19 protein-coding genes and 1 riboswitch are annotated in these 23,857 nt (G+C 68.6%); of the genes, 15 read left to right on the forward strand and 4 right to left on the reverse strand.

Annotated elements, in window-relative coordinates; all coding sequences use genetic code 11:
* Position 1 precedes the first annotated feature (1 nt).
* The 4 genes from hemC to ACIP5T_RS13785 all read left to right on the forward strand — a co-directional run bounded on the left by hemC (position 2) and on the right by ACIP5T_RS13785 (position 4,210).
* A complete protein-coding gene (hemC, locus tag ACIP5T_RS13770) occupies positions 2–1,018 on the forward strand; it encodes a hydroxymethylbilane synthase (RefSeq protein ID WP_400864192.1) in 1,017 nt (338 codons plus the stop codon).
* Positions 1,015–1,806, forward strand: a complete 792-nt coding sequence (locus tag ACIP5T_RS13775) for a uroporphyrinogen-III synthase (protein WP_400864195.1) — start codon at positions 1,015–1,017, stop codon at positions 1,804–1,806. Before hemC ends, ACIP5T_RS13775 begins: the two co-directional genes overlap by 4 nt.
* The gene (gene hemB, locus ACIP5T_RS13780) at positions 1,803–2,780 is read left to right on the forward strand and encodes a porphobilinogen synthase (RefSeq protein ID WP_400864197.1); all 978 of its coding nucleotides are present in this window, start codon (positions 1,803–1,805) and stop codon (positions 2,778–2,780) included. The genes ACIP5T_RS13775 and hemB overlap by 4 nt, the downstream gene beginning before the upstream one ends.
* Positions 2,781–2,887: 107 nt before the next feature.
* Positions 2,888–4,210 carry a glutamate-1-semialdehyde 2,1-aminomutase gene (locus tag ACIP5T_RS13785; protein WP_400864199.1) on the forward strand — a complete coding sequence of 441 codons (1,323 nt, stop codon included), beginning with the start codon at positions 2,888–2,890 and terminating at the stop codon, positions 4,208–4,210.
* 109 nt (positions 4,211–4,319) lie between these two features.
* Here the strand turns inward: ACIP5T_RS13785 and ACIP5T_RS13790 are convergent, their stop codons facing one another.
* Positions 4,320–5,714 (reverse strand): DUF222 domain-containing protein, encoded by a 1,395-nt coding sequence (locus ACIP5T_RS13790; protein WP_400864202.1) that lies wholly within the window; start codon positions 5,712–5,714, stop codon positions 4,320–4,322.
* Positions 5,715–5,859: 145 nt separating this feature from the next.
* Here ACIP5T_RS13790 and ACIP5T_RS13795 point away from each other — a divergent pair, with 145 nt between their 5' ends.
* Entirely contained in the window at positions 5,860–6,309 is a 450-nt protein-coding gene (locus ACIP5T_RS13795) for a hypothetical protein (RefSeq protein WP_290161661.1), read from the forward strand.
* An 82-nt stretch (positions 6,310–6,391) separates the two neighbouring features.
* Here the strand turns inward: ACIP5T_RS13795 and ACIP5T_RS13800 are convergent, their stop codons facing one another.
* On the reverse strand, positions 6,392–8,470 hold the full coding sequence (locus tag ACIP5T_RS13800) for an ATP-binding cassette domain-containing protein (protein ID WP_400864205.1): 2,079 nt from the start codon (positions 8,468–8,470) through the stop codon (positions 6,392–6,394).
* A gap of 121 nt (positions 8,471–8,591) precedes the next feature.
* Here ACIP5T_RS13800 and ACIP5T_RS13805 point away from each other — a divergent pair, with 121 nt between their 5' ends.
* The 3 genes from ACIP5T_RS13805 to ACIP5T_RS13815 all read left to right on the forward strand — a co-directional run bounded on the left by ACIP5T_RS13805 (position 8,592) and on the right by ACIP5T_RS13815 (position 13,827).
* On the forward strand, positions 8,592–9,653 hold the full coding sequence (locus ACIP5T_RS13805; protein ID WP_400864208.1) for an enoyl-CoA hydratase/isomerase family protein: 1,062 nt from the start codon (positions 8,592–8,594) through the stop codon (positions 9,651–9,653).
* 200 nt (positions 9,654–9,853) lie between these two features.
* Positions 9,854–11,581 carry an ABC transporter ATP-binding protein gene (locus tag ACIP5T_RS13810; RefSeq protein ID WP_400864210.1) on the forward strand — a complete coding sequence of 576 codons (1,728 nt, stop codon included), beginning with the start codon at positions 9,854–9,856 and terminating at the stop codon, positions 11,579–11,581.
* Positions 11,578–13,827, forward strand: coding sequence for an ABC transporter ATP-binding protein (locus ACIP5T_RS13815; protein WP_400864213.1), 2,250 nt, complete (start codon positions 11,578–11,580; stop codon positions 13,825–13,827). Before ACIP5T_RS13810 ends, ACIP5T_RS13815 begins: the two co-directional genes overlap by 4 nt.
* 149 nt (positions 13,828–13,976) lie before the next feature.
* Here ACIP5T_RS13815 and ACIP5T_RS13820 read toward each other — a convergent pair whose 3' ends face one another.
* Positions 13,977–15,674, reverse strand: a complete 1,698-nt coding sequence (locus ACIP5T_RS13820) for a D-alanyl-D-alanine carboxypeptidase family protein (RefSeq protein WP_400864215.1) — start codon at positions 15,672–15,674, stop codon at positions 13,977–13,979.
* Between the two features lie 82 nt (positions 15,675–15,756).
* Positions 15,757–15,866, forward strand: a riboswitch (TPP riboswitch).
* Between ACIP5T_RS13820 and ACIP5T_RS13825 the strand changes: the two genes are divergently transcribed.
* The 5 genes from ACIP5T_RS13825 (at position 15,860) to ACIP5T_RS13845 (ending at position 21,430) form a co-directional block, all read left to right on the forward strand.
* The gene (locus ACIP5T_RS13825) at positions 15,860–16,516 is read left to right on the forward strand and encodes an ECF transporter S component (RefSeq protein WP_400864217.1); all 657 of its coding nucleotides are present in this window, start codon (positions 15,860–15,862) and stop codon (positions 16,514–16,516) included. (Overlaps the previous riboswitch by 7 nt.)
* Positions 16,513–17,976, forward strand: coding sequence for an ABC transporter ATP-binding protein (locus ACIP5T_RS13830; protein ID WP_400864220.1), 1,464 nt, complete (start codon positions 16,513–16,515; stop codon positions 17,974–17,976). The genes ACIP5T_RS13825 and ACIP5T_RS13830 overlap by 4 nt, the downstream gene beginning before the upstream one ends.
* A complete protein-coding gene (locus ACIP5T_RS13835; RefSeq protein WP_400864223.1) occupies positions 17,973–18,770 on the forward strand; it encodes an energy-coupling factor transporter transmembrane component T family protein in 798 nt (265 codons plus the stop codon). The genes ACIP5T_RS13830 and ACIP5T_RS13835 overlap by 4 nt, the downstream gene beginning before the upstream one ends.
* A gap of 217 nt (positions 18,771–18,987) precedes the next feature.
* The gene (locus ACIP5T_RS13840; RefSeq protein ID WP_400864225.1) at positions 18,988–20,025 is read left to right on the forward strand and encodes a TerC family protein; all 1,038 of its coding nucleotides are present in this window, start codon (positions 18,988–18,990) and stop codon (positions 20,023–20,025) included.
* A gap of 94 nt (positions 20,026–20,119) precedes the next feature.
* On the forward strand, positions 20,120–21,430 hold the full coding sequence (locus ACIP5T_RS13845) for a hemolysin family protein (protein ID WP_400864228.1): 1,311 nt from the start codon (positions 20,120–20,122) through the stop codon (positions 21,428–21,430).
* 3 nt (positions 21,431–21,433) lie between these two features.
* On the opposite strand, the gene ACIP5T_RS13850 is transcribed toward ACIP5T_RS13845, so the two are convergent.
* Positions 21,434–22,159: a phosphotransferase gene (locus ACIP5T_RS13850; protein ID WP_400864231.1), complete on the reverse strand. Its 726-nt coding sequence runs from the start codon at positions 22,157–22,159 to the stop codon at positions 21,434–21,436.
* Between the two features lie 138 nt (positions 22,160–22,297).
* Between ACIP5T_RS13850 and ACIP5T_RS13855 the strand changes: the two genes are divergently transcribed.
* Together ACIP5T_RS13855 and ACIP5T_RS13860 are read left to right on the forward strand one after the other, a co-directional pair.
* Complete coding sequence (locus ACIP5T_RS13855; protein WP_400864234.1) at positions 22,298–22,924, forward strand: hypothetical protein; 627 nt, start codon at positions 22,298–22,300, stop codon at positions 22,922–22,924.
* 171 nt (positions 22,925–23,095) lie between these two features.
* Positions 23,096–23,857, forward strand: a complete 762-nt coding sequence (locus ACIP5T_RS13860; protein ID WP_400864237.1) for an SDR family NAD(P)-dependent oxidoreductase — start codon at positions 23,096–23,098, stop codon at positions 23,855–23,857.

Here is a 23,857-nt window from a genome sequence, read left to right on the forward strand (position 1 = left end):
GATGAGCACTCAGAGTCACACAGCCGTCCCGATCCGTCTGGGCACCCGCCGCAGCGCGCTGGCGCAGGCGCAGTCCGGTCATGTCGCCACCGCGCTCGAGAAGATCTCCGGGCGTCGCGTCGAGCTCGTGCCGATCACCAGTGAAGGCGACACGAATCGAGCGTCGCTGTCGGAGATCGGCGGCCAGGGCATCTTCGCCACCCGCCTGCGCGAGGCGCTGCTCGCCGGGGAGTGCGATTTCCTCGTGCATTCCCTGAAGGACCTGCCCACGGCGATCCCCGAGGGTCTGTTCATCGCGGCCACCCCGGTGCGCGAAGACGCTCGTGATGTCGCGATCACTCGCGGAGGCACGCCGCTGCACCAGCTGCGCTCGGGCAGCAAGGTCGGAACCGGGTCTCCCCGCCGCATCGCCCAGGTGCACCGCAGGGCTCCTCACGCGGAGGTCGTCGACATCCGCGGCAACGTCGACTCACGTCTGCAGCGGGTCGCATCAGGCGAGCTGGATGCCGTCATCCTCGCTGCCGCCGGCCTGTCACGCCTCGGAAGCGACTCGCCGCTGCGTCGCGAGGAGCTGGGGCTGTCCGAGTGGCCGACCGCACCGGGCCAGGGTTCGCTCGCGGTCGAGACCCGCTCCGACGCTCCGGCTGAGCTGCTCGCCGCCCTTGCGGAGCTCGACGATCGGGACACCCGTCTGGCCATCACGGTCGAACGAGGAGTCCTGGAAGGACTCGACTCCGGATGCCAGGCGCCGATGGCCGCTCACGCGGTCGTGGACGGCGACGAGATCCGCGTCAGGACGGTCGTCTACTCGACCGACGGTGGGCGCCGGATCGGCCTCGACGTCACGGAGACTCTGAACGGGGAGTATATTCGTCGGAACGGCAGCGGCAATGGAGCGGATGCTGCCGGTGGTGCAGACCCGATGCACGCAGCACGCGAGTTCGGGTTGTCTGTCGCCCATCGGCTGCTCGAGCAAGGGGCGGCCGACCTCGTCTCCCGAGAGCATTCCTCATCATGACCAATTCGAAGCAGGACCGACCGCTGGACGGCTGGCGCATCCTCGTACCCCGCGGAGGCCCGTGGGGCGACGGCGTCGCCGCCAGTCTGCGTTCCCGCGGAGCAGTGCCCGTCGTCGCGCCGCTGATCAACTTCGCGGCCACCACCGACCAGGCTGCGCTCGACGTGGCGCTCACCCGGCTCGCTGCCGGTGAGTACGACTGGCTGACAGTGACGAGCGCGACAACCGTCGACGTGATGTTCGCGCACCGCGCGGTGGTGCCGCGTCGTACGAAGATCGCAGCAGTCGGCGAGACGACCGCCGCCGCGCTGCAGGCGGTCGGGTACGAAGTCGCGATGGTGCCGGACGAAGACAACTCGGCGGCGGGCATGGCCGAGCAGCTCATCGCCCTCGAGGCGGAGCCGCGTCGCATCCTGGCGCTGCGCAGCGAGATCGCGAAGCCCGTGCTCAGCGTCCTTCTGCAGGAGGCGGGTCACGACGTCGACAGCGTCGTCGCCTACCGGACAGTCGGAGTGCCGGTCACCGACCGCATCAAGCGCGACGTCGAGAACGGACGCATCAACGCGATCCTGATCACGAGCGGTTCGGTCGCCGAGCAGGTGCGCGAGCAGTTCCCCCTGATCCCGGATGAGACGCTGCTGGCTGCGATCGGTCCGCGGACCGCGAAGGATGCTGACAGGGCGGGTCTTCCGATCACGGTCGTCGCCGATCGTCAGACGGTCGACGCGCTCATCGATGCCGTGTCGAGCTTCACCCTCCCGCACGCGGCGGACGAGCTGGCGCCGTGAGCTTTCCCGATGTCCGGCTGCGGCGCCTGAGGCAGTCGCCTGCCGTCCGCGGCCTGGTACGGGAGACCTCTCTCGAACCGCGACAGCTGGTGCTTCCGCTGTTCGTGCGCGAAGGGCTCACAGAGTCCGTCCCCATCGGATCGATGCCCGGGGTCGCGCAGCATTCGCTCGACTCTCTGCGGGCCGCCGCGACCGAGGCGGCCGAGGCTGGCGTCGGGGGCGTGATGCTGTTCGGAGTTCCGTCCGTCAGAGACGCTGAGGGCTCGGGTGCAGACGACTCGAAGGGCATTCTGAACGTGGCCACCGAGGCCCTCGCGGCCGAGGTCGGCGACGCCCTCGTCGTGCAGACCGACCTGTGCCTCGACGAGTTCACCGACCACGGCCACTGCGGCGTGCTCGCGGCCGATGGCACCGTCGACAATGACGCGACGCTCGAGCGCTACGCGTCGATGGCGCTGGCTCAGGCCCGTGCCGGCTCTCAGCTGCTCGGCCTGTCGGGAATGATGGACGGGCAGGTAGCTGTCATCCGCGCGGCGCTCGATTCCGAGGGTTTCACGGACACGTTGCTGCTCGCCTACGCAGCGAAGTACGCGAGTGCGTTCTACGGGCCGTTCCGAGAGGCCGTCGACTCGCAGCTGAAGGGTGATCGTCGCACCTATCAGCTCGACCCGGGCAACCGCCGCGAGGGCGTGCGCGAGGCTGTCGTCGATGAGGAGGAGGGGGCCGACATCGTCATGGTCAAGCCCGCCATGGCCTTCCTCGACGTTCTGCGCGAGGTGCGCGACACCGTTCATATTCCGGTGTGGGCATACCAGGTGTCGGGAGAGTACGCGATGATCGAGGCCGCCGCGGCGAACGGCTGGATCGACCGCCGCGCCTCTATCCTCGAGTCCCTGCTGTCGATCCGGCGTGCGGGCGCTGATGTCGTTCTGACCTACTGGGCGACCGAGGCCGCGCGCTGGCTGCGGTCCTGATCGCGCTTCCTCCGTTCGGGGGTGCTCGTCTGAGTCCCTCCTTCAGGTCTGCGGACTAGCCTGGGAGTGATGGCGGGAGAGTTCCGCGCATCGCTGAGGAGTGTGCTGTGACCGACCGCAATGACGACCTGTTCTCCGCTGCCCGCACGGTGATCCCGGGCGGTGTGAACTCGCCGGTGCGCGCGTACGGTTCCGTCGGCGGCACGCCGCGCTTCCTCGCCTCGGCCACAGGCGCGAGGGTGACGGATGCCGCGGGCACCGAGTACGTCGACCTGGTCGCGTCCTGGGGCCCCGCGCTGCTCGGTCATGCGCAGCCCGAGGTGGTGGCCGCCGTGCAGGAGGCCGCGACTCGAGGGCTCTCGTTCGGTGCCCCGACGGAGGGCGAGGTGGAGCTCGCTCAGCTGATCGCAGACCGCGTGCGGTTCGGCGAGATCCGGCCCGTCGAACGTGTGCGGCTCGTGTCGACCGGCACCGAAGCCACGATGACCGCCATCCGCCTTGCCCGCGGTGCCACCGGTCGTGACCTGCTGGTCAAGTTCGCCGGCCACTACCACGGGCACTCCGACGGCCTCCTCGCCGCGGCCGGTTCGGGAGTCGCAACCCTCGCTCTGCCCGGCTCTGCGGGGGTCCCCGCGCCGATCGCCGCGCAGACCCTCGTGATCGACTACAACGACCCCGACGCACTCGGGGCCGTCTTCGCCGAGCACGGCCCGCGCATCGCCGCGGTGATCGTCGAGGCCGCGGCCGCGAACATGGGTGTGGTCCCGCCGCTGCCGGGGTTCAACCGACTGCTGGCCGAGACCGCACACGCTCACGGTGCTCTGCTGATCCTCGATGAGGTGCTGACGGGCTTCCGTGTGCACCCCGCAGGCTTCTGGGGGCTGCAGGCCGCGACCGGCGAGGACTATCTGCCCGACATCTTCACCTTCGGCAAGGTCGTCGGCGGAGGTATGCCGCTGGCCGCCCTCGGTGGCCGCGCTGCGGTCATGGACCTCTTGGCCCCCCTCGGCCCGGTCTATCAGGCAGGCACCCTCTCGGGTAACCCGCTCTCGGTCGCTGCTGGCCTGAAGACTTTGAAGCTCGCGACCCCGGAGGTCTATGCGACGGTCGATGCGGCCGCCGCTCGCGTCGCGGGTGCACTGGATGCTGCTCTGACGGATGCCGGCGTCACGCATTCCGTGGCCCACGCAGGAAGCCTGTTCAGCGCGTCGTTCCGAGCGTCGGCGCCCCGGACATATGTCGAGGCGCAGGCGCAGGAATCGTTCCGGTACGCACCGTTCTTCCACGCGATGCGCGAGCAGGGAGTCGCGCTGCCGCCGAGCGTGTTCGAGGCCTGGTTCCTGACCGCGGCGCATGGCGAGGAAGAGCTGCAGCGCATCGAGGCGGCTCTGCCCATCGCTGCCCGCGCTGCGGCGCAGGCAGGCGTCTGAGCCCCCATCCGACCGTCGACACCCGACGGGCTCTCTGCCGAGCATCGCTCACCGTAGGAGTTCAGCTCAGACGAACGCGTTTGAGTTCAGCTCAGCGAGGGCGCCTCGCTCAGACGAACATCACTCGCCGTCGTGGTGCGTCCGTGTAGGTCCGGCCGAGTGGGCTGATCGTGCCGTCGGGGAGCTGCTGTGCCGTCCACCTGTGGTCGTCGGCGACATCGGGATGCTTGAGGGAGTGATGGCGCGCGCACAGGTGGGCGAGGTTGCGAATCTCGGTCCGCCCTCCCTCCGCATGATCGAACGTGTGGTCGATCTGACAGCGATGGACCGGCATTCTGCATCCAGGGAATCGGCAGTGCTGGTCTCGGGCCCGAAGGAACCGTCGCATCGGCTCGGTGGGCTTGTAAGTGTCGGTCTCGACGACCAGGCCGGTCGGATCGAGGAACAACCGTGACCAACCGCCGTTGCGGCCCGCGAGGTCGCGTGCCACGTCGGGGTGAAGCGGGCCGTGCCCATCGAGCTGGGCGGAGTGATCATCGCACCCTGCGAGAGTGGTGGCGGCAACCGTGACGTGGATGCGCCCCTGGATGTTGTCGAGGCCCGAGCCGTTGGCGGCGCTCGGATCTGAGGCGAGCAGGAGGTCGATCAGCAGGTCGGCGCGCACCTGATCGATCGTGCGCGTGTCTGCCGGGATCTGCTCCACGGCGGGGCCTGTGGGGTCGGTTGTGAACGTCGCCTCGCCGAAGATCGCGTAGTCGTCTCGTGACGGATCGTCGTGCGCGATGTCCTCCGGGTAGATCGGATGCTCGCCGTCATCGATCGGCTCGAGCAGCGGCTCGCGGTCTTGCCGAGCCTTGATGACGGCGTGCGCGAGCTGGGTGAGGCGATCGAGGATCGCCGTGGCGAGATGCTCGGGGAGCACGACCGTGAGAACGGAGAGTCCGTCTCCTGCGGGGCGAACGGTGACGGTGCGCTCGGACTTTGCTCGCGCATGGCGCTCGGTGGTCGTCGAGCCCGACAGCACCGCTGCCAGCTCGCGCAGATGCACGCGTGTGCGCGCAGCGGTCTCGCGCTCGGCGACGATGACGGCGACGGTGTCGTACAGAGGCAGCACGTCGGCATCCGCTCGGCCGTTGTTCACCGCCTCGCGCACGACTCCGGCGGCTCGCACGATCTCTCGGACGTGCGCACCGGTGATGGTGCCGCGCCGGAATGCCTCGCGCACGCGCGGATGGCTGGAGCCGAGGAAGCCGGCGTCGGTGAAGGCGTACTCGACGCTGCCCTGGGTCAGGCGCCCCGCCGCGGAGTACTCCGCGATCATCGATCTGTGGATCGCGTCGCGGTGGAACGGGTTCTCATCGGAGTCCGACCCGCACAGCCGCATCCGCTCGGCGAGAAGATCGGAAGCCTCGGCCTCGAGGCTGGCGATCTGTCGCCGCTTCTCGACCCACGAATCGAGCAGCTCCCTGCGCTGCTCGAGACCGTTGTCGCTGGCGGATGTCATGCTCTGAGTCTAGTAGATTTGTTCGAAGGTCGAGCAGAACATCGGAATGGAAGAGGGGTGGAATCGTGGGAACCGACAACGGATCGTTGCCTTCCTGTGAGCAAGACACAGACATCTGGAAGGGTGCCGCTGGCAGACTGGACGCATGGTGACGTTGCTGCTGGACCAGACGCAACTCGAGATCGTGCTCTCGCCGATCGAGCGTGCGGCGAGCTTCCACCGTGACAACGTGCGGCTCGTGCGCGACACCATCACCAAGGTCCAGCTGATCGACGACGCGTGGACCTGGTTGCGCGGTGTGCCGAACCCGGGAACGCACATCCCCGGTGTGCTCGCCGCAGGAACGTGGAAGGCTGCGGGCAGCGTCGACTTCGTCCTCATCCGCCGCCGGCGTCCCAGCGTGGTCATCGACCTGTCCGGTGACGCGCAGTACCGCCGACTGATCCTCACGACGAGGCACGGCCTCGCATTGACGCAGGCGCTCCGACTCGACGTGTCGGACGAGCCGGCCGACGTCGAGGAGATCGTGGCGACGTCGCCCACGCCGGTGTCGAAGGGCAGTCGCCGTCCGGTGATCCGTCCACGGCCCGCCTGAGCGACTCGAGAACGAGCGACGCCCTCCGCAGCCTTACGGCGCGGAGGGCGTTCGCATCGGGCCCGCAGGGGCAGGCGCGGCCTCAGGACCGGTCGTGCTCGCCCTCGCCGTGCTCGTGCTGCTGGCCTTCGTTGTGCTCGCGCTGCTCGTGGTTCTCGGCATCATGGTTTTCGCCGTCGCGCTGCTCGTGGTGCTCACCATCGTGGTGTCCGCCGTCGCGCTGCTCGTGGTGCTCACCATCGTGGTGTCCGCCGTCGTGCTGCTCATGATGCTCGCCGTCGTGGTGTCCGCCGTCGTGCTGCTCCTCGTGACCGCCGTTCACTTCCGAAGCAGCGTCGGCATCGGCATCGGCATCGGCATCTGCGTCGGCATCGGCATCGGCCTCGGCCTCTGATGAAGCGTCGGCGTCTCCGAGCGGATAGTCCTTGGGCTCGTCCTCGTAGTAGGCGCGCGCCGCGGCGGCGAGCATCGAGGTGACGGCCGCCGAACGAGGGTCGTCGTCGCTCGACGGGGTGTCGTCCGACGCTTCGGTTTCGTTCACTTCGGCGAAGAACTCGACTCCGGAGTGCTCGTCGTCGCCGTCCTCATGCGCGGGCACGTCGGTGTCATCGCCTACGTGCGCGCCGGTGTATGGGGCGACCTGTGCATCGGTGTGCTCGGCGACGTGAGCGTCGGCCCCGTCGGCAGGTGTGGTGCCGAACAGGATGTCGTCGAACGAAGGCCGCCCGGTCTCCGGCTCAGCATCCGTGGGAGCTTCCGGCTCGGTCGATCCGCCGGCGGAATCGTGGTCACCGGGGGCATCTTCGCCGCCCGCATGCGCTGCCTCCGAGGCGACGTCGGCCGCATCCTCTGCGTCGTTCGCATCCGAGGCATCCGCTGCGTAGCCGAGCTCTGCCGCGGCGTACTCGACATCGCGAGCGGCATCCGCAGCATCCGCCGCGTCGTCGGCCTCGGCATCCGCCGCGTCAGCCTCGGCGCGCGCGGCTTCGGACGCGTCGGCGTCGGACTCTGAGACTCCGGAGTCGGAGGCGACCGATGCGTCGGCGTCGGAATCGGGGACATCAGAATCGGGGACATCGGAATCGGCAGGGCCGGAGTCGGGTCCGACGGAATCGACATCCGGCGCATCGGCTGCGGCTGGGATTCCTGCGACCGGCGCTGCCGTATCCGCCACCGGCGCTGCCGAATCCGCGACAGGCACTGCGGTATCCGCGGCCGGCGCTGCCGAATCCGCGACGGGCGCCGCGGTGATGGCCTGCGGCGCGAGTCTGCCGCCGCGGACGAGCTCGATGAAGACGTCCTCGAGAGTGGGGCCGCGCTGCACCAGGGTTGCGAGGGCGATGCCGGCTGACGCCGCGATGGCACCGACCGCTCCCGCATTGCTGCCGCGAACGGTCAGGCCGGAGCGGAGCACCTCGACCTCGAGCCCCGCAGCCGACAGTGCAGATCTGAGGGCGGCGCGGTCCACCGCGTCGACCACGACCGATCCCGCAGCGGGGTCGGCGAGCTTCTCGATGCCGCTCGAGAGCACGAGCTGGCCCTTCGAGAGCACGAGCACGTGGTCTGCGACCTGCTCGATCTCGCTCAGCACATGCGACGAGACGAGAACCGTGCGGCCCTCGTCGGCGAGACGGCGCAGGAGGAGGCGGATCCAGCGGATGCCCTCCGGGTCGAGGCCGTTCGCCGGTTCGTCGAAGACCAGAGCGCCGGGGTCGCCCAGCAGCGCGTGCGCCACGCTCAGGCGCTGACGCATTCCGAGCGAGAAGCTGCCGATGCGCCCGTCGGCCTCGTGCTCGAGACCGACCAGCGAGAGGACCTCGTCGACGCGCGCGAGCGGGATGCCGTTGGCCTTGGCCGCGATCGTCAGCTGGCGCGAGGCCGAGCGGCGAGGGCGGTACGCGGTCTCCTCCAGGACGGAGCCGATCGTGCGCAGCGGGTGGCGGAGCTCCGGATGCGCGATCCCCCCGATCGTGGCGGTGCCGCTCGTGGCGCGCACCTGCCCGAGGAGGATGCGCAGGGTGGTGGTCTTGCCGGCCCCGTTCGGGCCGAGGAAAGCGGTCACGACACCGGGCTCGACCCGCGCGGAGAAATCGGACACCGCCGTCACGTCGTTGAAGCGCTTCGTGACGTGCGTGAACTCGAGCACCTGTCCGTCGGGCATCTGCGACCTCTCGTTGCAGTGGGCAGTTCTGTCTATCCTGCCGGAAAAGCCGCAGGATCGTGCATTTACCCTACAAACACGTCCGGATGCAAGAGTCCGTCCACGGGGTAGCCTGGCACCCGTGACCGAATCCAGCGCCGCTCCCCGGGTCCTCGTCCGCACCGAAGGAGCCCTCGGCCGACTGACCCTGAACCGGCCGGAAGCGATAAATGCGCTCGATGTCGACATGATCCAGCAGCTCACCCAGGCGCTAGAGCGGTGGCGCGACGACACAGATGTGCAGATCGTGGTGATCGACGGCGAGGGCGAGCGCGGGATGTGCGCCGGTGGAGACGTGCGGGCGCTGCACGAGCAGATCGTCGCTGGTCGAGCCGATGAGACGGCGGAGTTCTTCGGCGCGGAGTACGCGCTGAACGCGATGATCGCCGAGTACTCGAAGCCGGTCGTCACGATCGCCGACGGCATCACGATGGGCGGAGGCGTCGGACTCTCGGGGCACGCCGCCATCCGCATCGTCACCGAACGTTCCAAGCTCGCGATGCCCGAGACGCGGATCGGCTTCACTCCCGATGTCGGCGGCACGTGGCTGCTGGGTCGCATGCCCGGCCGGTTCGGCGAGTACTTCGGACTCACCGGCGCGACGATGAACGGCGCGGATGCCGTGCTGCTCGGCTTCGCCGATCACTTCGTGCCGTCCGATCGGCTCGATGCGCTCCGCGAGGCGCTCGCCTATCGCGCCGACCCGACGGGGCCGGCCGAGATCGTGCTGCTGTTCGACGAGACGCCTGAGCCGTCTGCGCTGCCGGCTTCACGCGAGTGGATCGACCGCGCGTTCTCTGCCGACACGATCGCGGAGATCGTGTCGCGACTGCGTGCGGAGGAGGGCGCGGATGCCGCGACGACGGCCGACCTGCTCGAGAGCCTGGCGCCGACCGGACTCGCCGTCACCCTCGACGCCGTCAGGGAGGCGCGTCGGCTTCCGAACCTGCGAGCCGCTCTCGAGGGCGAGTACCGCCGCGTGATGTGGTTCGTCACGCGGCACCCCGATCTCGTCGAGGGGATCCGCGCCCAGCTCGTCGACAAGGACCGCAACCCGAAGTGGAACCCGGCGACCATCGCCGAACTCCCGTCGGACGCTGGTGCCGACGCTCGGGATTTCACGCCCGAACGCTCCCTCTTCTGAGGCATTTCGATATATCTGCGGTTGTTCGTCGCGGTGCATAAACCGCTGGCCGTAGGCTAAATGGTTCGCTGTGAGCGAAGGTCCGCCTGCAGGGGGATACGAATGTCCGGAGTTCGTGCCACTCTTGCAAGTGCGTGATCGTCGGCCTGCGTCCGCCCGTCGGGAGATCCGCCGATTCATCCTTCCTAGAAAGTCCGCCTGTGCTGGGAAAAATCCTCCTCCGTTATCTCGCCCGCTATAAGTGGCTGCTCGTGGCCGTCCTGGTCTTCCAGTTCGCCAGCGCGCTCGCCACCCTCTATCTCCCGCGCCTCAACGAAGACATCATCAACAAGGGCGTCGCCCAGTCCGACACCGCCTACATCTGGCGCACCGGCCTCTTCATGCTCGCCGTCTCGCTCGGGCAGATCATCGCCTCGGTCATCGCGACCTACTTCGCGGCCCGCGCGTCGATGGGCGCGGGCCGGGACATCCGTGCCGACGTCTTCGCCAAGGTCAGCGGGTTCTCCGAGCGGGAGGTGTCGCAGTTCGGCGCCGGCTCCCTCATCACCCGCAACACGAACGACGTGCAGCAGGTGCAGATGCTCGCGATGATGGGCGCCACCATGCTCGTCACCGCGCCGCTGCTCGCGATCGGCGGCATCATCTTCGCCGTGCAGACGAACATCGGTCTGAGCTGGCTCATCGCGGTGTCCGTGCCGCTGCTGCTGATCGTCGCCGGGCTCGTCGTCAGCCGCATGGTCCCGCTGTTCCGCAGCTACCAGGGCAAGCTCGACACCGTGAACCGCGTGCTGCGCGAGCAGCTCACCGGTGTGCGCGTGGTGCGTGCCTTCGTCCGGGAGAGCATCGAGGAAGAGCGCTTCCGCGGCGCCAACACCGACATCATGGTGGTCGGCCGCAAGGTCGGCTCGCTGTTCGTCCTGCTGTTCCCGCTGTTCATGCTCATCCTCAACGTCACGATCGTGGCGGTCGTGTGGTTCGGCGGCATCGAGGTCAACAGCGGCACGGTGCAGGTCGGCACGATCTTCGCCTTCATGCAGTACATCGGTCAGATCATGGGCGGTGTGATCATGGCCAGCTTCATGGCGATCATGATCCCGCGCGCCGCGGTCTCCGCCGAGCGCATCGGCGAGGTCCTCGAGACGCAGTCGAGCATGCAGCGCCCGGCGAACGGTGTCACCGACTTCCCGACCCCCGGCTCGGTCGCCTTCGACGAGGTCGAGTTCACCTACCCCGGGGCCGATTCTCCCGTGCTCAAGGGCATCAGCTTCGCGGCAGAGCCCGGCGAGACGGTCGCGATCGTGGGTTCGACCGGCGCAGGCAAGACGACACTCGTGTCGTTGATCCCGCGACTCTTCGACGTCTCGGGCGGAGCCGTCTTCGTCGGCGGTGCCGATGTCCGCGAAGCGGACGTCGAGTCGCTGTGGGCGACGATCGGTCTGGTTCCGCAGCGTCCGTTCCTCTTCACCGGCACGGTGGCATCGAACCTCCGCTACGGCAGAGAGGACGCGACCGACGAAGAGCTCTGGCACGCCCTCGAGATCGCTCAGGGCCGTGACTTCGTCGAGGAGATGCCGCAGGGCCTCGAATCGCGCATCACCCAGGGCGGCACGAACGTCTCGGGTGGTCAGCGTCAGCGTCTGGCGATCGCCCGCGCGATCGTCCGTCAGCCGCAGATCCTGGTGTTCGACGACTCGTTCTCGGCTCTCGACCTCACCACCGACGCCCGATTGAGGCAGGCCCTGTGGCGTGAGCTGCCGCACGTGACGAAGATCGTGGTCGCGCAGCGCGTCTCATCCATCACCGATGCGAATCGCATCGTCGTGCTCGAAGGGGGCACCATGGTCGGCGTCGGCACGCACGAGGAGCTCCTCGAGACGAGCACCACCTACCGAGAGATCGTCGAATCGCAGCTGGGGGTGGACGCATGAGCGAGCAGAACCCTCCGCAGACCCGCCGCGGTCGCGCGTCCAAGGCCAAAGCCACGGCCGCGACCACCACGGTCGAGCCCGAACTGACCGAAGAAGAGAAGTACGAAGCCGAACTCGCCGAGAAGGCGCGTCAGGACGGCGGCGGCTGGGACAGCGTCGCACCGGGCAAGGCCGACAACTTCGGCAAGAGCTTCAGCCGGATGATCGGGTTGCTCAAGCCGTCGGCCGTGTGGTTCATCCTCGTGTCGATCGCCGGCGCCGTCGGCGTCGTGCTGACGGTCGCCGCGCCGAAGGTGCTCGGCGAGGCCACGAACCTCATCTACAAGGGCTTCATCTCGGTGCAGCTCGCGCAGGCGAACGGCGACTTCCCCGGGTTCCCCGCTGGCACCTCGCAGGACGACGTCGTCGCCGCACTCCGTCAGGGCGGGCAGGACGACTTCGCCAACCAGGTCGCCGCCCTCGGCAGCTTCCGAGTCGGTGACGGCGTCGACTTCGACGCGCTGCGGTGGATCATCATCGCCGTGCTGGCGATCTACGTCACCGCCGCCTTCCTCAGCTGGCTCCAGGGCTATGTGATCAACGTCATCATGGTCCGCACCATGTGGCGCCTGCGCGAAGAGGTCGAGGCGAAGATCAACCGCCTGCCCCTGTCGTATTTCGACAAGGTGCAGCGCGGCGACCTGATCTCGCGCGTGACCAACGACATCGACAACATCACGCAGACGATGCAGCAATCGCTGTCCGGTGCGATCACTGCCGTGCTCACGGTCGTCGGCGTGCTGGTGCTGATGTTCTCGATCTCGTGGCAGCTGGCTCTCGTCGCGCTGGTCGCGCTGCCCCTCATGGGCGTGATCTTCGGTGTCATCGGTCCTCGGTCGCAGAAGGCCTTCGGCACGCAGTGGCGCAAGGTCGGCCGTCTGAACGCCCGCGTCGAAGAGGCCTTCTCCGGCCACGCGCTGGTCAAGGTCTTCGGTCGTGAGCAGGATGCGCTCGAGAAGTTCAAGGACGAGAACGAGGAGCTGTTCCAGGCGAGCTTCAAGGCGCAGTTCCTCTCCGGCATCATCATGCCGGCGATGACCTTCGTCGGCAGCCTCACCTATGTGGGCATCGCTGTGCTCGGCGGTCTCATGGTCGCGAGCGGACAGCTGCGTCTCGGTGACGTGCAGGCGTTCATCCAGTACTCACAGCAGTTCACGCAGCCGCTGTCGGAGCTCGGTGGCATGGCCGCGGTCGTGCAGTCCGGAACGGCGTCTGCCGAGCGGGTGTTCGAACTGCTCGACACCGAAGAGCAGGAGGCCGATGCCGCTGATGCTCCGAAGCTCGCCGATGGCAAGGGCGTCGTGGAATTCGAGAACGTCGCGTTCTCGTACACTCCCGAGCGGCCGCTCATCACCGATCTCTCGTTCCGGGTCGAGCCCGGCCAGACGGTCGCGATCGTCGGTCCGACCGGCGCGGGCAAGACGACGCTGGTCAACCTCATCATGCGGTTCTACGAACTGAACGGCGGGCGGATCCTGCTCGACGGTCAGGACATCTCCGAGGTCACGCGCGAGCAGCTGCGTTCACGTACAGGCATGGTGCTGCAGGACCCGTGGCTGTTCGCCGGCAGCATCCGAGAGAACATCCGGTACGGACGCTCGACGGCGACCGACGAAGAGGTTCTCGAGGCGGCGAAGGCGACGTACGTCGATCGCTTCGTGCGCTCCCTCCCCGAGGGCTACGACACGGTGCTCGATGAGGACGCGTCCAACGTCTCCGCGGGCGAACGTCAGCTGATCACGATCGCGCGAGCGTTCGTCGCTCAGCCGTCGATCCTGATCCTCGACGAGGCGACGTCGGCGGTCGACACCCGCACCGAGGTGCTGCTGCAGCACGCGATGGCGGCGCTGCGACAGGGACGCACCTCGTTCGTGATCGCTCACCGTCTGTCGACGATCCGCGACGCCGACCTCATCCTCGTGATGGAGCACGGTGACATCGTCGAGAAGGGCACGCACGACGAGCTCATCACGGCTCAGGGGGCGTACTGGCGCCTCTACCAGTCGCAGTTCGAGCAGGCGGCGACCGACATCGACGCAGAGGACGCCCTCACGGGCTCGACTCCTGTCGTCGTGAGCGGCGACGCCGAAGAAGCGGGCGCGGCGGCACAGCTCGGGGTCTCGGTGGGGGCGCAGGTTCCCGCCGCTGAGGCTGCGGCCGCCCAGTCGGTCGTCGAGCGTTCGGATGACGGGGGACACAGGGCCTGATCCGCGCGCGTCGCGATCCGCACGAGACACGACAGCAGAATGCCCCGCCTCCGTTCATTCGGAGGTGGGGCATTCTGCTGTCGTCAGCGTCAGCGTCAGCGTCAGCGTCAGCGTCAGCGTCAGCGTCAGCGTCAGCGTCAGCGTCAGCGTCAGCGTTGAGCTGCGGTGATGCCGAGGAGTTCGAGCGGGTGGGTCAGGCGCCACCACGGGCTCGGGGCATCGACGTCGTCCGCGAGCGACAGCGAGGTCGTCACCGTGTTCAACGGCCCGGTGCTCGTCATCGTGCCGACCGCATCGCCCGATTCGCGGTTGTCCCCGAGGGCGAAATCTGTCGAGGCCTCGGCCGTCGCGCCGTTCCACAACACGATGTCGGCGTCGGCATCGGTGACGATGTCGGCGGTCGCGCCCCACGGTGTCGTGACGGTGCCGACGACAGTGCCGGCCGCGACAGCGGGAGCCTGCTGCTCGAGCGCCGTCTCCACCTGAGAGAACAGCGAACGGGTCTCGGCGAGGCGCTGCTCATCGTCGGCCTGTCCGAGCACGGACGCAAAGAGGTGCACGGTCGTGTCGTCGAGGGTGATGACCTTCGCGGTCAGCAGATTCCAACTGTCACCCAGGGTCCCCGTCTTGACGCCGACCACGCCAGGATCCACCAGCATTCCGTTCGTGTTCACCACAGTGCCTGCGCCCGGAAGGTCGACAGACGGGGTGCCGACGATTCCGGCGAACACCGGGTTCTGCATCGCCAGCTCGGCCAGTGCGACGAGCGACTCGGGCGTGGCCCTGTTGCGGTCGTCGAACCCTGACGGGGTCACGATCGTGATGTCGTCGAGGCCGCGGTCACGCAGCCACACTTCCGCCGCAGCGGTGAACGCCGACGGGGCGCCCCAGATCTCCTGCGAGAGACGATCGATGTAGTTGTTCGCCGAACCGAGCAGCGTTCCCTGCAGGAGCTGGAACTCCGTGAGCGTGCCGCCCACCGGCACGTCGAGTGCCGACTGGTCGGAGCGGCGGTAGTCCCAGTACGCCAGGTTGTCGGCCCGGGTGAACGAGAACTCGGGGCCCTGCTCGCCCTCGGCGAGGGGCATCCGATCGAGCACCATCAGACTCGAGACGACCTTGGTGACGCTCGCGATCGCCGCCGCATCGAGCGACGACGAGGTCGTGCCGATACCGCCGATTCCCACGGCCGCACTTCCCTGAGCGGGCCAGGTGATCGCGGCTGCGGGCGCGGCGGTCGTGCCGAGCTCCGCCGCCTGCACGGTCGGCGGCACCTCGTGCAAGGGCCACAGCATGGCCGACCCCACGTAGGTGCCGAGCAGGCCGACGAGCACGCCGAGCGGGACGAGCACGCCGGGGCGGGCGATCGCCGGGCGCAGGTGCGCTCCGGTCAGAAGGGCGTCGCCGCGCGCTGCGGCAGGTGCGTCATCGAGCGCCTCGGTCGCCGGGTGCCGAGCGACTTCGACCGCGTCGACCCATGTCAGCGGCGTCCCGCCGCTGGTGCCCTCTGCCCACTGCGCGTCGGGAGCGGTCTCGAGAGTATCGGTAGCCGGCTCACCGGCGGCCGCCGCAGAGGCGTCGTCGTAGACGGCGGATTCGGGTGACGCGTCCGTCATGACGGCCGACGGGTCGACTGCATCCGGCAGCGTCGCCGCTGCACCAGCGGCGCCCGACGAGTCGGATGCTGAACCAGCGGCTGACACATCGGATGCTGAACCAGCGGCGGCTGACGCATCAGGCACCGCAGCGGCAGGCGCTGATGCATCGAGCGCTGACGCATCGGGCGTCGACGCGTCGCCCGCAGGAACGGCGGAGGCGGTGGCCTCGGCGGAGTCAGGAGCGGTCACCTCCTCACGGTACCGAACTCGCGCAGAGTTCCGTGTCGCTGCAACAGGAGCAGACGCGAGTGTCGGCACTGGGTAAGATCGTCAGAACAACCACGGGAGTCCGGCGAGCCGGGCTGAGAGGGAGCGAATCGCGCTTCGACCGTCGAACCTGATCTGGGTAATGCCAGCGCAGGGAGGAGTCACTGATGAGTACATCCACGTCCGGATCCACCACGGAATCCGCATCCGTCTCGCGCGCCTCGAGGGGCCTCGGTCGCCCTGAGCTCTGGCGCTGGCGGGTCGTCGACATCGTCGTCGCCAGTGTCATCGCCGTCGCGTGCGCACTGATCTTCCTGCTCTGGAACGTCGGCTACGAGGTGCCGAGCAGCATCCTGACACCGTTGCTCCCCGGCGTGCAGGGTCTGCTCGCAGGCCCCTGGCTCATCGCGGGCGTGCTCGGAGGGCTGATCATCCGCAAACCGGGTGCCGCGCTCTACACCGAACTGGTGGCCGCGATCATCTCGGCCCTCGTCGGCAACGCGTGGGGTCCGCTCACGATCGTCTCGGGACTCGTGCAGGGTCTCGGCGCCGAGCTGATCTTCCTCGTCTTCCTCTACGGCGTCTGGCGTCTGCCTGTCGCGATGCTGGCGGGTGCCGGCGCGGGACTCGCGTGCGGCATCAACGACCGCATCCTCTGGTACGCCGGGGCCGACACGCTCTTCACCAGCGTGTACATCGTCTCGACGACCATCTCGGGTGCGATCATCGCCGGGCTCGGAGCGTGGTTGATCGCCCGGGGACTCGCAGCCACGGGCGCCCTCAGCCGGTTCGCCGCCGGCCGCGAGGTCACCGCACGGGTGTGAGTTCGCCCACGACGCCCGCCACCCTCGAAGCGCTCGGCTGGGGGTGGCGGTACGCGACGCGACTGCGCTGGGCGGTGCGCGACATCGCTCTGCGCATCGAACCCGGCGAACGGGTGCTGCTGCTGGGCGCCTCGGGTTCCGGCAAGTCCACTCTGCTGCAGGGATTCGGAGGGGTGCTCGGCGGCGCTGACGAGGGCGAGACGCATGGACGGCTGCTCGTCGACGGCGTGCCGCCCACCGAGGCGCGCGGTCGAGTCGGCATGGTGCTGCAGGACCCCGACACCCAGACGATCCTCGCCAGGGTCGGCGACGACGTCGCCTTCGGCTGCGAGAACCTCGGGGTCCCGCGCGACGAGATCTGGCAGCGCGTGCGGGCGGCGCTGGATGCCGTCGAGCTGGACGTCGCGCTCGATCGGTCGACGGCTGCGCTGTCCGGGGGCCAGAAGCAGCGTCTCGCCCTCGCCGGCGTGCTGGCGATGCGACCGGGCGCCATCCTGCTCGACGAGCCGACGGCGAACCTCGACCCCGAGGGGGTGCGGGACGTGCGGGATGCCGTCGCCGCGGCCCTCGACGCCACCGGCGCCACCCTCGTGGTGATCGAACACCGCATCGACGTCTGGCTGCCGCTCGTCACCCGCGTGATCGTGCTCGGCGCGGACCCGGAGGGCACGCTCGTCCTGGCGGACGGGAGTCCTGAGCAGGTGCTCGGCGCGCGAGGGGCCGAGCTCGCGGCATCCGGTGTGTGGGTTCCCGGCCACCCGCCCGCCGTTCCGCCCGCCCCGGCGCACACGCCGGGAGAGACGCTGCTCGAGGCGCGCGGACTCACGGTCGCGCGGCGGCGCGGGCTCGCGGTCGCCGGTCCGTTCGATGTCGAGGTGCGCGCGGGCGAAGTGCTCGGCGTGACAGGGGCGAACGGGGCCGGTAAGTCGACCCTCGGCCTCACGCTCGCGGGGCTCATCCCGGCCGAGAGCGGACGAGTGTCTGCCCTGCCCTCTCTCGCCGCCGGCGAGAAACCCGACCCGTTCCGCTGGTCGTCGCGCGCCCTGCTCACGCGCATCGCGTCGGTCATGCAGACTCCCGAGCACCAGCTGCTCGCCAAGACGGTGCGAGAGGAGCTGTCGGTCGGCCCGAGAGCACTCAAACTGCCCGAAGCCGAGATCGCCGTCCGCGTCGACGATCTGCTCGAACGGCTTCGGCTCACATCCCTTTCCGGCGCGAATCCCTACACGCTGTCGGGAGGGGAGAAGCGGCGGCTCACGGTCGCGGCGGCCCTCGCCACACGTCCCCGGATGCTGGTGCTCGACGAACCCACCTTCGGTCAGGACGCGACGACCTGGGCCGAGCTCGTCGGCCTGATCGCACGCCTGCGCGACGAGGGCACGGGGATCGTCGCGATCAGTCACGACGAGGCCGTGCTCGAGGCCCTGCACGCCCGCCGCATCGAGGTGAGCGCATCGTGATCGATCCGCTGACCGCCCGCGTCGATCGTCCGGGGCCGATCGCTCCGCGTTCCGCGCTCGCCAAGCTCACAGCCGCGCTGCTCATCGCCCTGCCGCTCGTGTTGACGATCGACGTCGTCTCGGCATCCGTCGCCCTGCTGCTCGAGATCCCGCTGCTCCTCCTCGCGGGCCTGCGCGCTAGGGAGTTCTGGACCCGCACCGCCGTGCTGTGGGTCGCCGCGCCGCTGAGCGCGGTCACGATCGCGCTCTACGGTGCGACCAGCGGCACGGTGCACTTCGAATGGCTGGTCATGCGCATCAGCGACGGGTCGCTCACCCTCGCCGCCGCGACCGCCGTGCGAGTCCTCGCGATCGGACTGCCTGCCGTGGTGCTGTTCATCACGGTCGACCCCACCGATCTCGCCGACGACCTTGCGCAGCGGGTCAAGCTGCCTGCTCGGTTCGTCGTCGGCGCGCTCGCCGGGATGCGCATGCTGGGCCTGCTCGTCGATGACTGGCGCGCACTGGCGCTCGCTCGGAGGGCTCGTGGCGTGGCCGACGAGGGGCGGGTGCGACGAGCGTTCGGCATGGCCTTCGCGCTGTTCGTGCTGGCGATCCGTCGCGGATCCTCGCTGGCCACCGCGATGGAGGCCCGCGGCTTCGGCGGCACCGGTCGACGCTCGTGGGCGCGGAAGTCGAGGTGGGATCGACGAGACTCGGTGCTCGTCGCCGTGGCGGCGGTGATCCCGGTGATGGCGATCGGCGCGGCCGTGCTCACCGGCGCCTGGAACTTCATCCTCGGGCCGACCGCCTGAGGCGACGGGACGCGACGGACGCGCAGCATCCACTCAGCTTCCTCAAAGGTGGAATGCCGGTGTATTCGCTAGCATCGAGTGAACCCAAGGGGAGTACTCCACCACGGGCGGCTCGTCATTACGGATGTCCCTGCATCCCGGGTCCCCGGTTCTCGTTCTCGAGAATGGAGAAGACCTTGGCGTCGACATCGTCACGCCTCGTCTTCTGGAGACCTCCTTGAACATCACCCCCCTCGTGTGGATCATCACGATCGCCGTCACGATCGCCTTCTTCGTGTACGAGTTCTTCGCGCACGTGCGAAAGCCCCATGAGCCCACGATCGGCGAGTCCGCCCGCTGGTCGGCGTTCTACATCGGTCTGGCGCTGCTCTTCGGCGTCGGCATCGGCACGGTCTCGGGCTGGACGTACGGCGGCGAGTACTTCGCCGGGTACCTGACGGAGAAGGCGTTGTCGATCGACAACCTCTTCGTCTTCCTGATCGTGATGACCGGCTTTGCGGTACCGCGCATCTATCAGCAGAAGGTGCTGATGATCGGCATCGTGATCGCTCTGATCATGCGCGGTGGGTTCATCGCCCTCGGCGCCACGCTGATCGAGAACTTCTCCTGGATCTTCTACCTCTTCGGCGCCCTGCTGCTGTTCCTCGCGTACCGCCAGGCATTCGCGCAGGGCGACCACAACCCGGCCAACGGCCGATTCATGCGCTTCGTGCGCCGCATCCTTCCGGTGAGCGACGAGTACAACGGCGACCGCCTGACCGTGCAGCGGGACGGCAAGCGCTTCTTCACTCCGATGTTCCTCGTGATCATCGCGATCGGCTTCGTCGACCTGATCTTCGCGGTCGACTCGATCCCCGCGATCTACGGTCTGACCGAAGAGGCCTACATCGTCTTCACGGCCAACGCCTTCGCGCTGATGGGTCTGCGCCAGCTGTACTTCCTCATCGGCGGTCTGCTGCAGCGCCTCGTGTACCTGGCTCAGGGCCTCGCGGTGATCCTCGCCTTCATCGGCGTCAAGCTCGTGCTGCACGCGATGCACGTCAACGAGCTGCCGTTCATCAACGGCGGCGAGCCGATGCTGTGGGCTCCCGAGATACCGATCTGGTTCTCGCTGGTCTTCATCGGCGCGACCATCGCGGTCGCCACCATCGCCAGCCTCATGAAGACGCGGCGCGACGACAGGCGCGACGCGCTCGACGACACCTCCTCGACCTCTGCATCCCTCACCACCGACACCCAGAAGGAACACTCGTGAATCAGTCGCGCCGCTCCGACGCGTCCGCAGACCCCGACAGACCCGGCGCCCGAACGACCTCGGGCACCCCCGCACCTCGTGAGGTGACCCGCTGATGGGCGACCTCGCGGTGAACATCGCCCTGGTGTTCGTCTTCGTGCTCGTCGGTGGCGTGTTCGCCGCGACCGAGATGGCGCTCGTCACCCTGCGCGAGAGCCAGATCAATGCGATCGCGGCTCGGGGCAAGCGCGGTGAGAAGGTCGCGGGCCTCGCCCGCAATCCCAACACCTTCCTCTCCGCCGTGCAGATCGGCGTGACGGTCGCCGGCTTCGCATCAGCGGCGTATGGAGCGACATCGATCGCCCCGTCTGTCGCCCCGCTGCTCGAGAACCTCGGAGTCGCGGCCCCGCTGGCACTGACGCTGGCGACGGTGCTGCTGACGCTGGTGATCGCGTACCTCTCGCTCGTGCTCGGCGAACTCGTGCCCAAGCGCCTCGCGATTCAGCGCAACGCACAGTTCGCGTATGCCGTCGCGCCGGTGCTCGACGGCTTCGCCACCGTCATGCGGCCGGTCATCTGGCTGCTCTCGGTGTCGACGAACGCGGTCGTGCGTCTGCTCGGCGGCGATCCGAACAAAGCGGCGGACGAGCTCAGCGAGGAGGAGCTGCGCGACATCGTCGCGACCCACCAGAGCCTCCCCGACGAGGAGCGCCGAATCCTCGACGACGTGCTGTCGCTGCGGGGCCGCCAGGTGAGCGAGGTCATGCGGCCTCGCCCCGAGGTCGTCGCCCTCGACGGCACGGCGACCCTGACAGAGGCCATCGCGCAGGTCAGAGAGCTGCCGTTCTCGCGCTATCCCGTGGTCGACGCCTCGCTTGACGACATCGTGGGCTTCGTGCACGTGCGCGATCTCTTCGAGGCGGCAGCCGACGACGCGTCGCGTCAGGTGCTCGGACTCATGCGTCCCGTCGAGTACGTGCCGTCGACGGCCGGGGTGCTGCCGACTCTGACCCGCATGCGGGCCGCGGGGCACCAGATCGCGGTGGTCGTCGACGAGTACGGCGGAACCGACGGCATCGTGACCCTCGAGGACCTCGTCGAGGAGGTCGTCGGCGAGATCTTCGACGAGTACGACACGGAAGACCGGATGACGGATGCCGGCGGCGCACTCGACGGACGTCTCAACCTGCAGGACTTCGCCGAGATCACCGGCATCGCCCTGCCCCGAGGTGCGTCGGACACGGTCGCCGGGTTCGTGACCGAGATGCTCGGACGCCTCGCGGTGGTCGGCGACTCGGTCGAGGTGCCCGGCGCGACGATCCGAGTCACCGCCGTCGACCGCCGTCGGATCGCCGAGATCCGGGTGGTTCTGTACGAGGATGCCGACGGCGGCGCCGCTCAGGACGCCGCTGCGTCGAAGGGCTGAGGCTCAGGTCTCGTTCCAGAGTCGGCGGTAGTACTCGAGCCGCTCCCGATCGGGGGCGGCGCCGTAGGCCTCGATGAGCACGTCCTCCCACCCTGGGCCGAAGTTCCACCGGGTGCTCATCGAGGCCACGGCGATGTCGGCCCAGCGGTCGGCGACGCCGAGTGCGGCGAGGTCGACATGTGCGACCGGTCGACCGGCGTCGTCGAGCAGCGTGTTCGGCATGCACGCGTCGCCGTGGCACACCACGAGTGTGTCGACGGGCGGAAGGTCGAGCAGCTCGGCGGGCACGGTGACGCCGCGTTCTTCGGCGTTCGCGATCCGCCACGCGGGGTCCCACATCCAGGGGCACTGCTCGACCGGCAGCGAGTCGTGCATCGTCCGCAGGGCGCCACCGACTGCGCGCACCGAGGTGCGGGGGTCATCGGCCCACCGCTCGTCCACGGCGCTGTGACCGGGCAGAGCGACGGTGACGAGCCATTCGTGCGTGTCGTCCGAGCCCTGATCGATCACCTCGGGAACAGTGATCCAGCGGCGCGCCCACCGCATCCGCTCCGCCTCGTCGCGCATGTTCGCCTCGGCGTCGTGCGGCCCCCATTTGATGTAGCGACCGTCGTCGGTGCGGAAGGTGAGCCCGCCGATGCCGTTCAGCCACACCGGCGTCAGCGCGGCGCCCGCAGCCAGCGACCGCACGGTGGGCGGGATATCGGTTGTTGCCGAAGGGATGCTCATGGGTCGCTCACCTCGTGTTCGAACGTATATCGGAATGCATGTATTTTTCCGGTTCTGGCGGGCCGGACGAGGTTAGTCTCAGTCCCGGTCGCCGTCGGCGGCCGCACCATCATCCCACTCGACACACCAGAGGTCTTCGTGCGCGTTTCGTCTCGGTCGCAGTGGTGGCGGCGTCACGGCAGTGATGCCGACGCCTCTTCACCCACGGCGCCCGGTGCCGACGCTGCTCACGCTGACGCGGTCGAGCTGCCGAAGGCTCCGGCGATCTCGTCGCAGGAGCCGGGCGAGCGGGATCTCGACCAGTTCGTCGAGTGGATCTGGAGCGGCGACGCACAGGTCTCCGCGCCCGATGACAGCGTCCAGAGCACACGCATCACCAATGAGGAGCAGTACAACATGAGTTCACTTGACGACGCCCTGCAGCAGCTGCTGGCCATCGAGGGCGCCACCGGCGCCGCGATCGTCGACTACGGCAGCGGAATGGCACTCGCCCAGGGCGGCAATCCCTCATTCGACCTGGGGATCGCCGCGGCCGGCAACTCGAACGTCGTGCGTGCCAAGCTCGCCACCATGCGAGACCTCGGGGTCACCGACGAGATCGACGACATCCTCATCACCCTGAGCTCGCAGTATCACCTGATCAACGTGCTCAACGCGACGGGTGCAAGCGGTCTCTTCATCTACCTCGTGCTCAACCGCGCGTCGGCGAACCTCGCGCTCGCTCGTCACAAGCTGAAGGGCATCGCCGCGCAGATCGAGGTCTGATCTCGCACGTCGTTCCGAAGGGGCGGGGCCGTCACGGCTCCGCCCCTTCGGCGTGCGCGGCGTAGGCTCGGGAACGGCACTGTCGAGGGGAGCCGCACTCTCGACGTGTCGACTGACACTCGGAATCAGCTAAACTGACACTGAGTCGCACACGTTTCGAAGGAGAACCGCATGCAGATCCAGGGCTCGAGTGCTCTCATCACCGGCGGTGCGTCCGGTCTGGGCCTCGCCACCGCACGGACGCTCGCTGCCGCAGGCGCTGTCGTCACGATTCTCGACCTGCCGTCGTCGGCCGGAGCCGCGATCGCCGAAGAGCTCGGCGGGGTCTTCGCGGGCGGCGATGTCACGAGCGCTGAGGATGCCGCCGCGGCCGTGGCCGCCGCGCAGGCGGCGGCGCCGCTGCGCATCGTGGTGAACTGCGCGGGTATCGCCCCGCCGGCCAAGGTGCTCGACCGCGAGGGCAACCCCGCGGTGCTCGCCGACTTCGAGCGCATCGTGCGCATCAACCTCGTCGGCACCTTCAATGTGCTCTCGCAGGCATCGGCCGTGATCGCGAAGAACGACCCGACCGATGGCGGTGACCGCGGTGTCATCGTGAACACCGCCAGCGTGGCGGCCTTCGACGGTCAGATCGGTCAGCCCGCATACTCCGCCTCGAAGGGCGGCGTGCACGCGATGACCCTTCCGGTGGCGCGCGAGCTCGCCCGTCACGGCATCCGCGTCTGCACCATCGCCCCGGGCATCATGGAGACACCGATGCTGATGGGTCTGCCCCAGGTGGCGCAGGACTCGCTCGGCCAGCAGGTGCCGTTCCCCTCTCGCCTCGGACGCCCCGACGAATACGCCGCCCTCGTGCAGCAGATCGTCGAGAACGGCTACCTCAACGGAGAGACGATCCGCCTCGACGGCGCCATCCGCATGGCCCCGAAGTAG

The organism is Microbacterium sp. NPDC088619 (assembly GCF_044752825.1).
Taxonomy (GTDB): domain Bacteria; phylum Actinomycetota; class Actinomycetes; order Actinomycetales; family Microbacteriaceae; genus Microbacterium.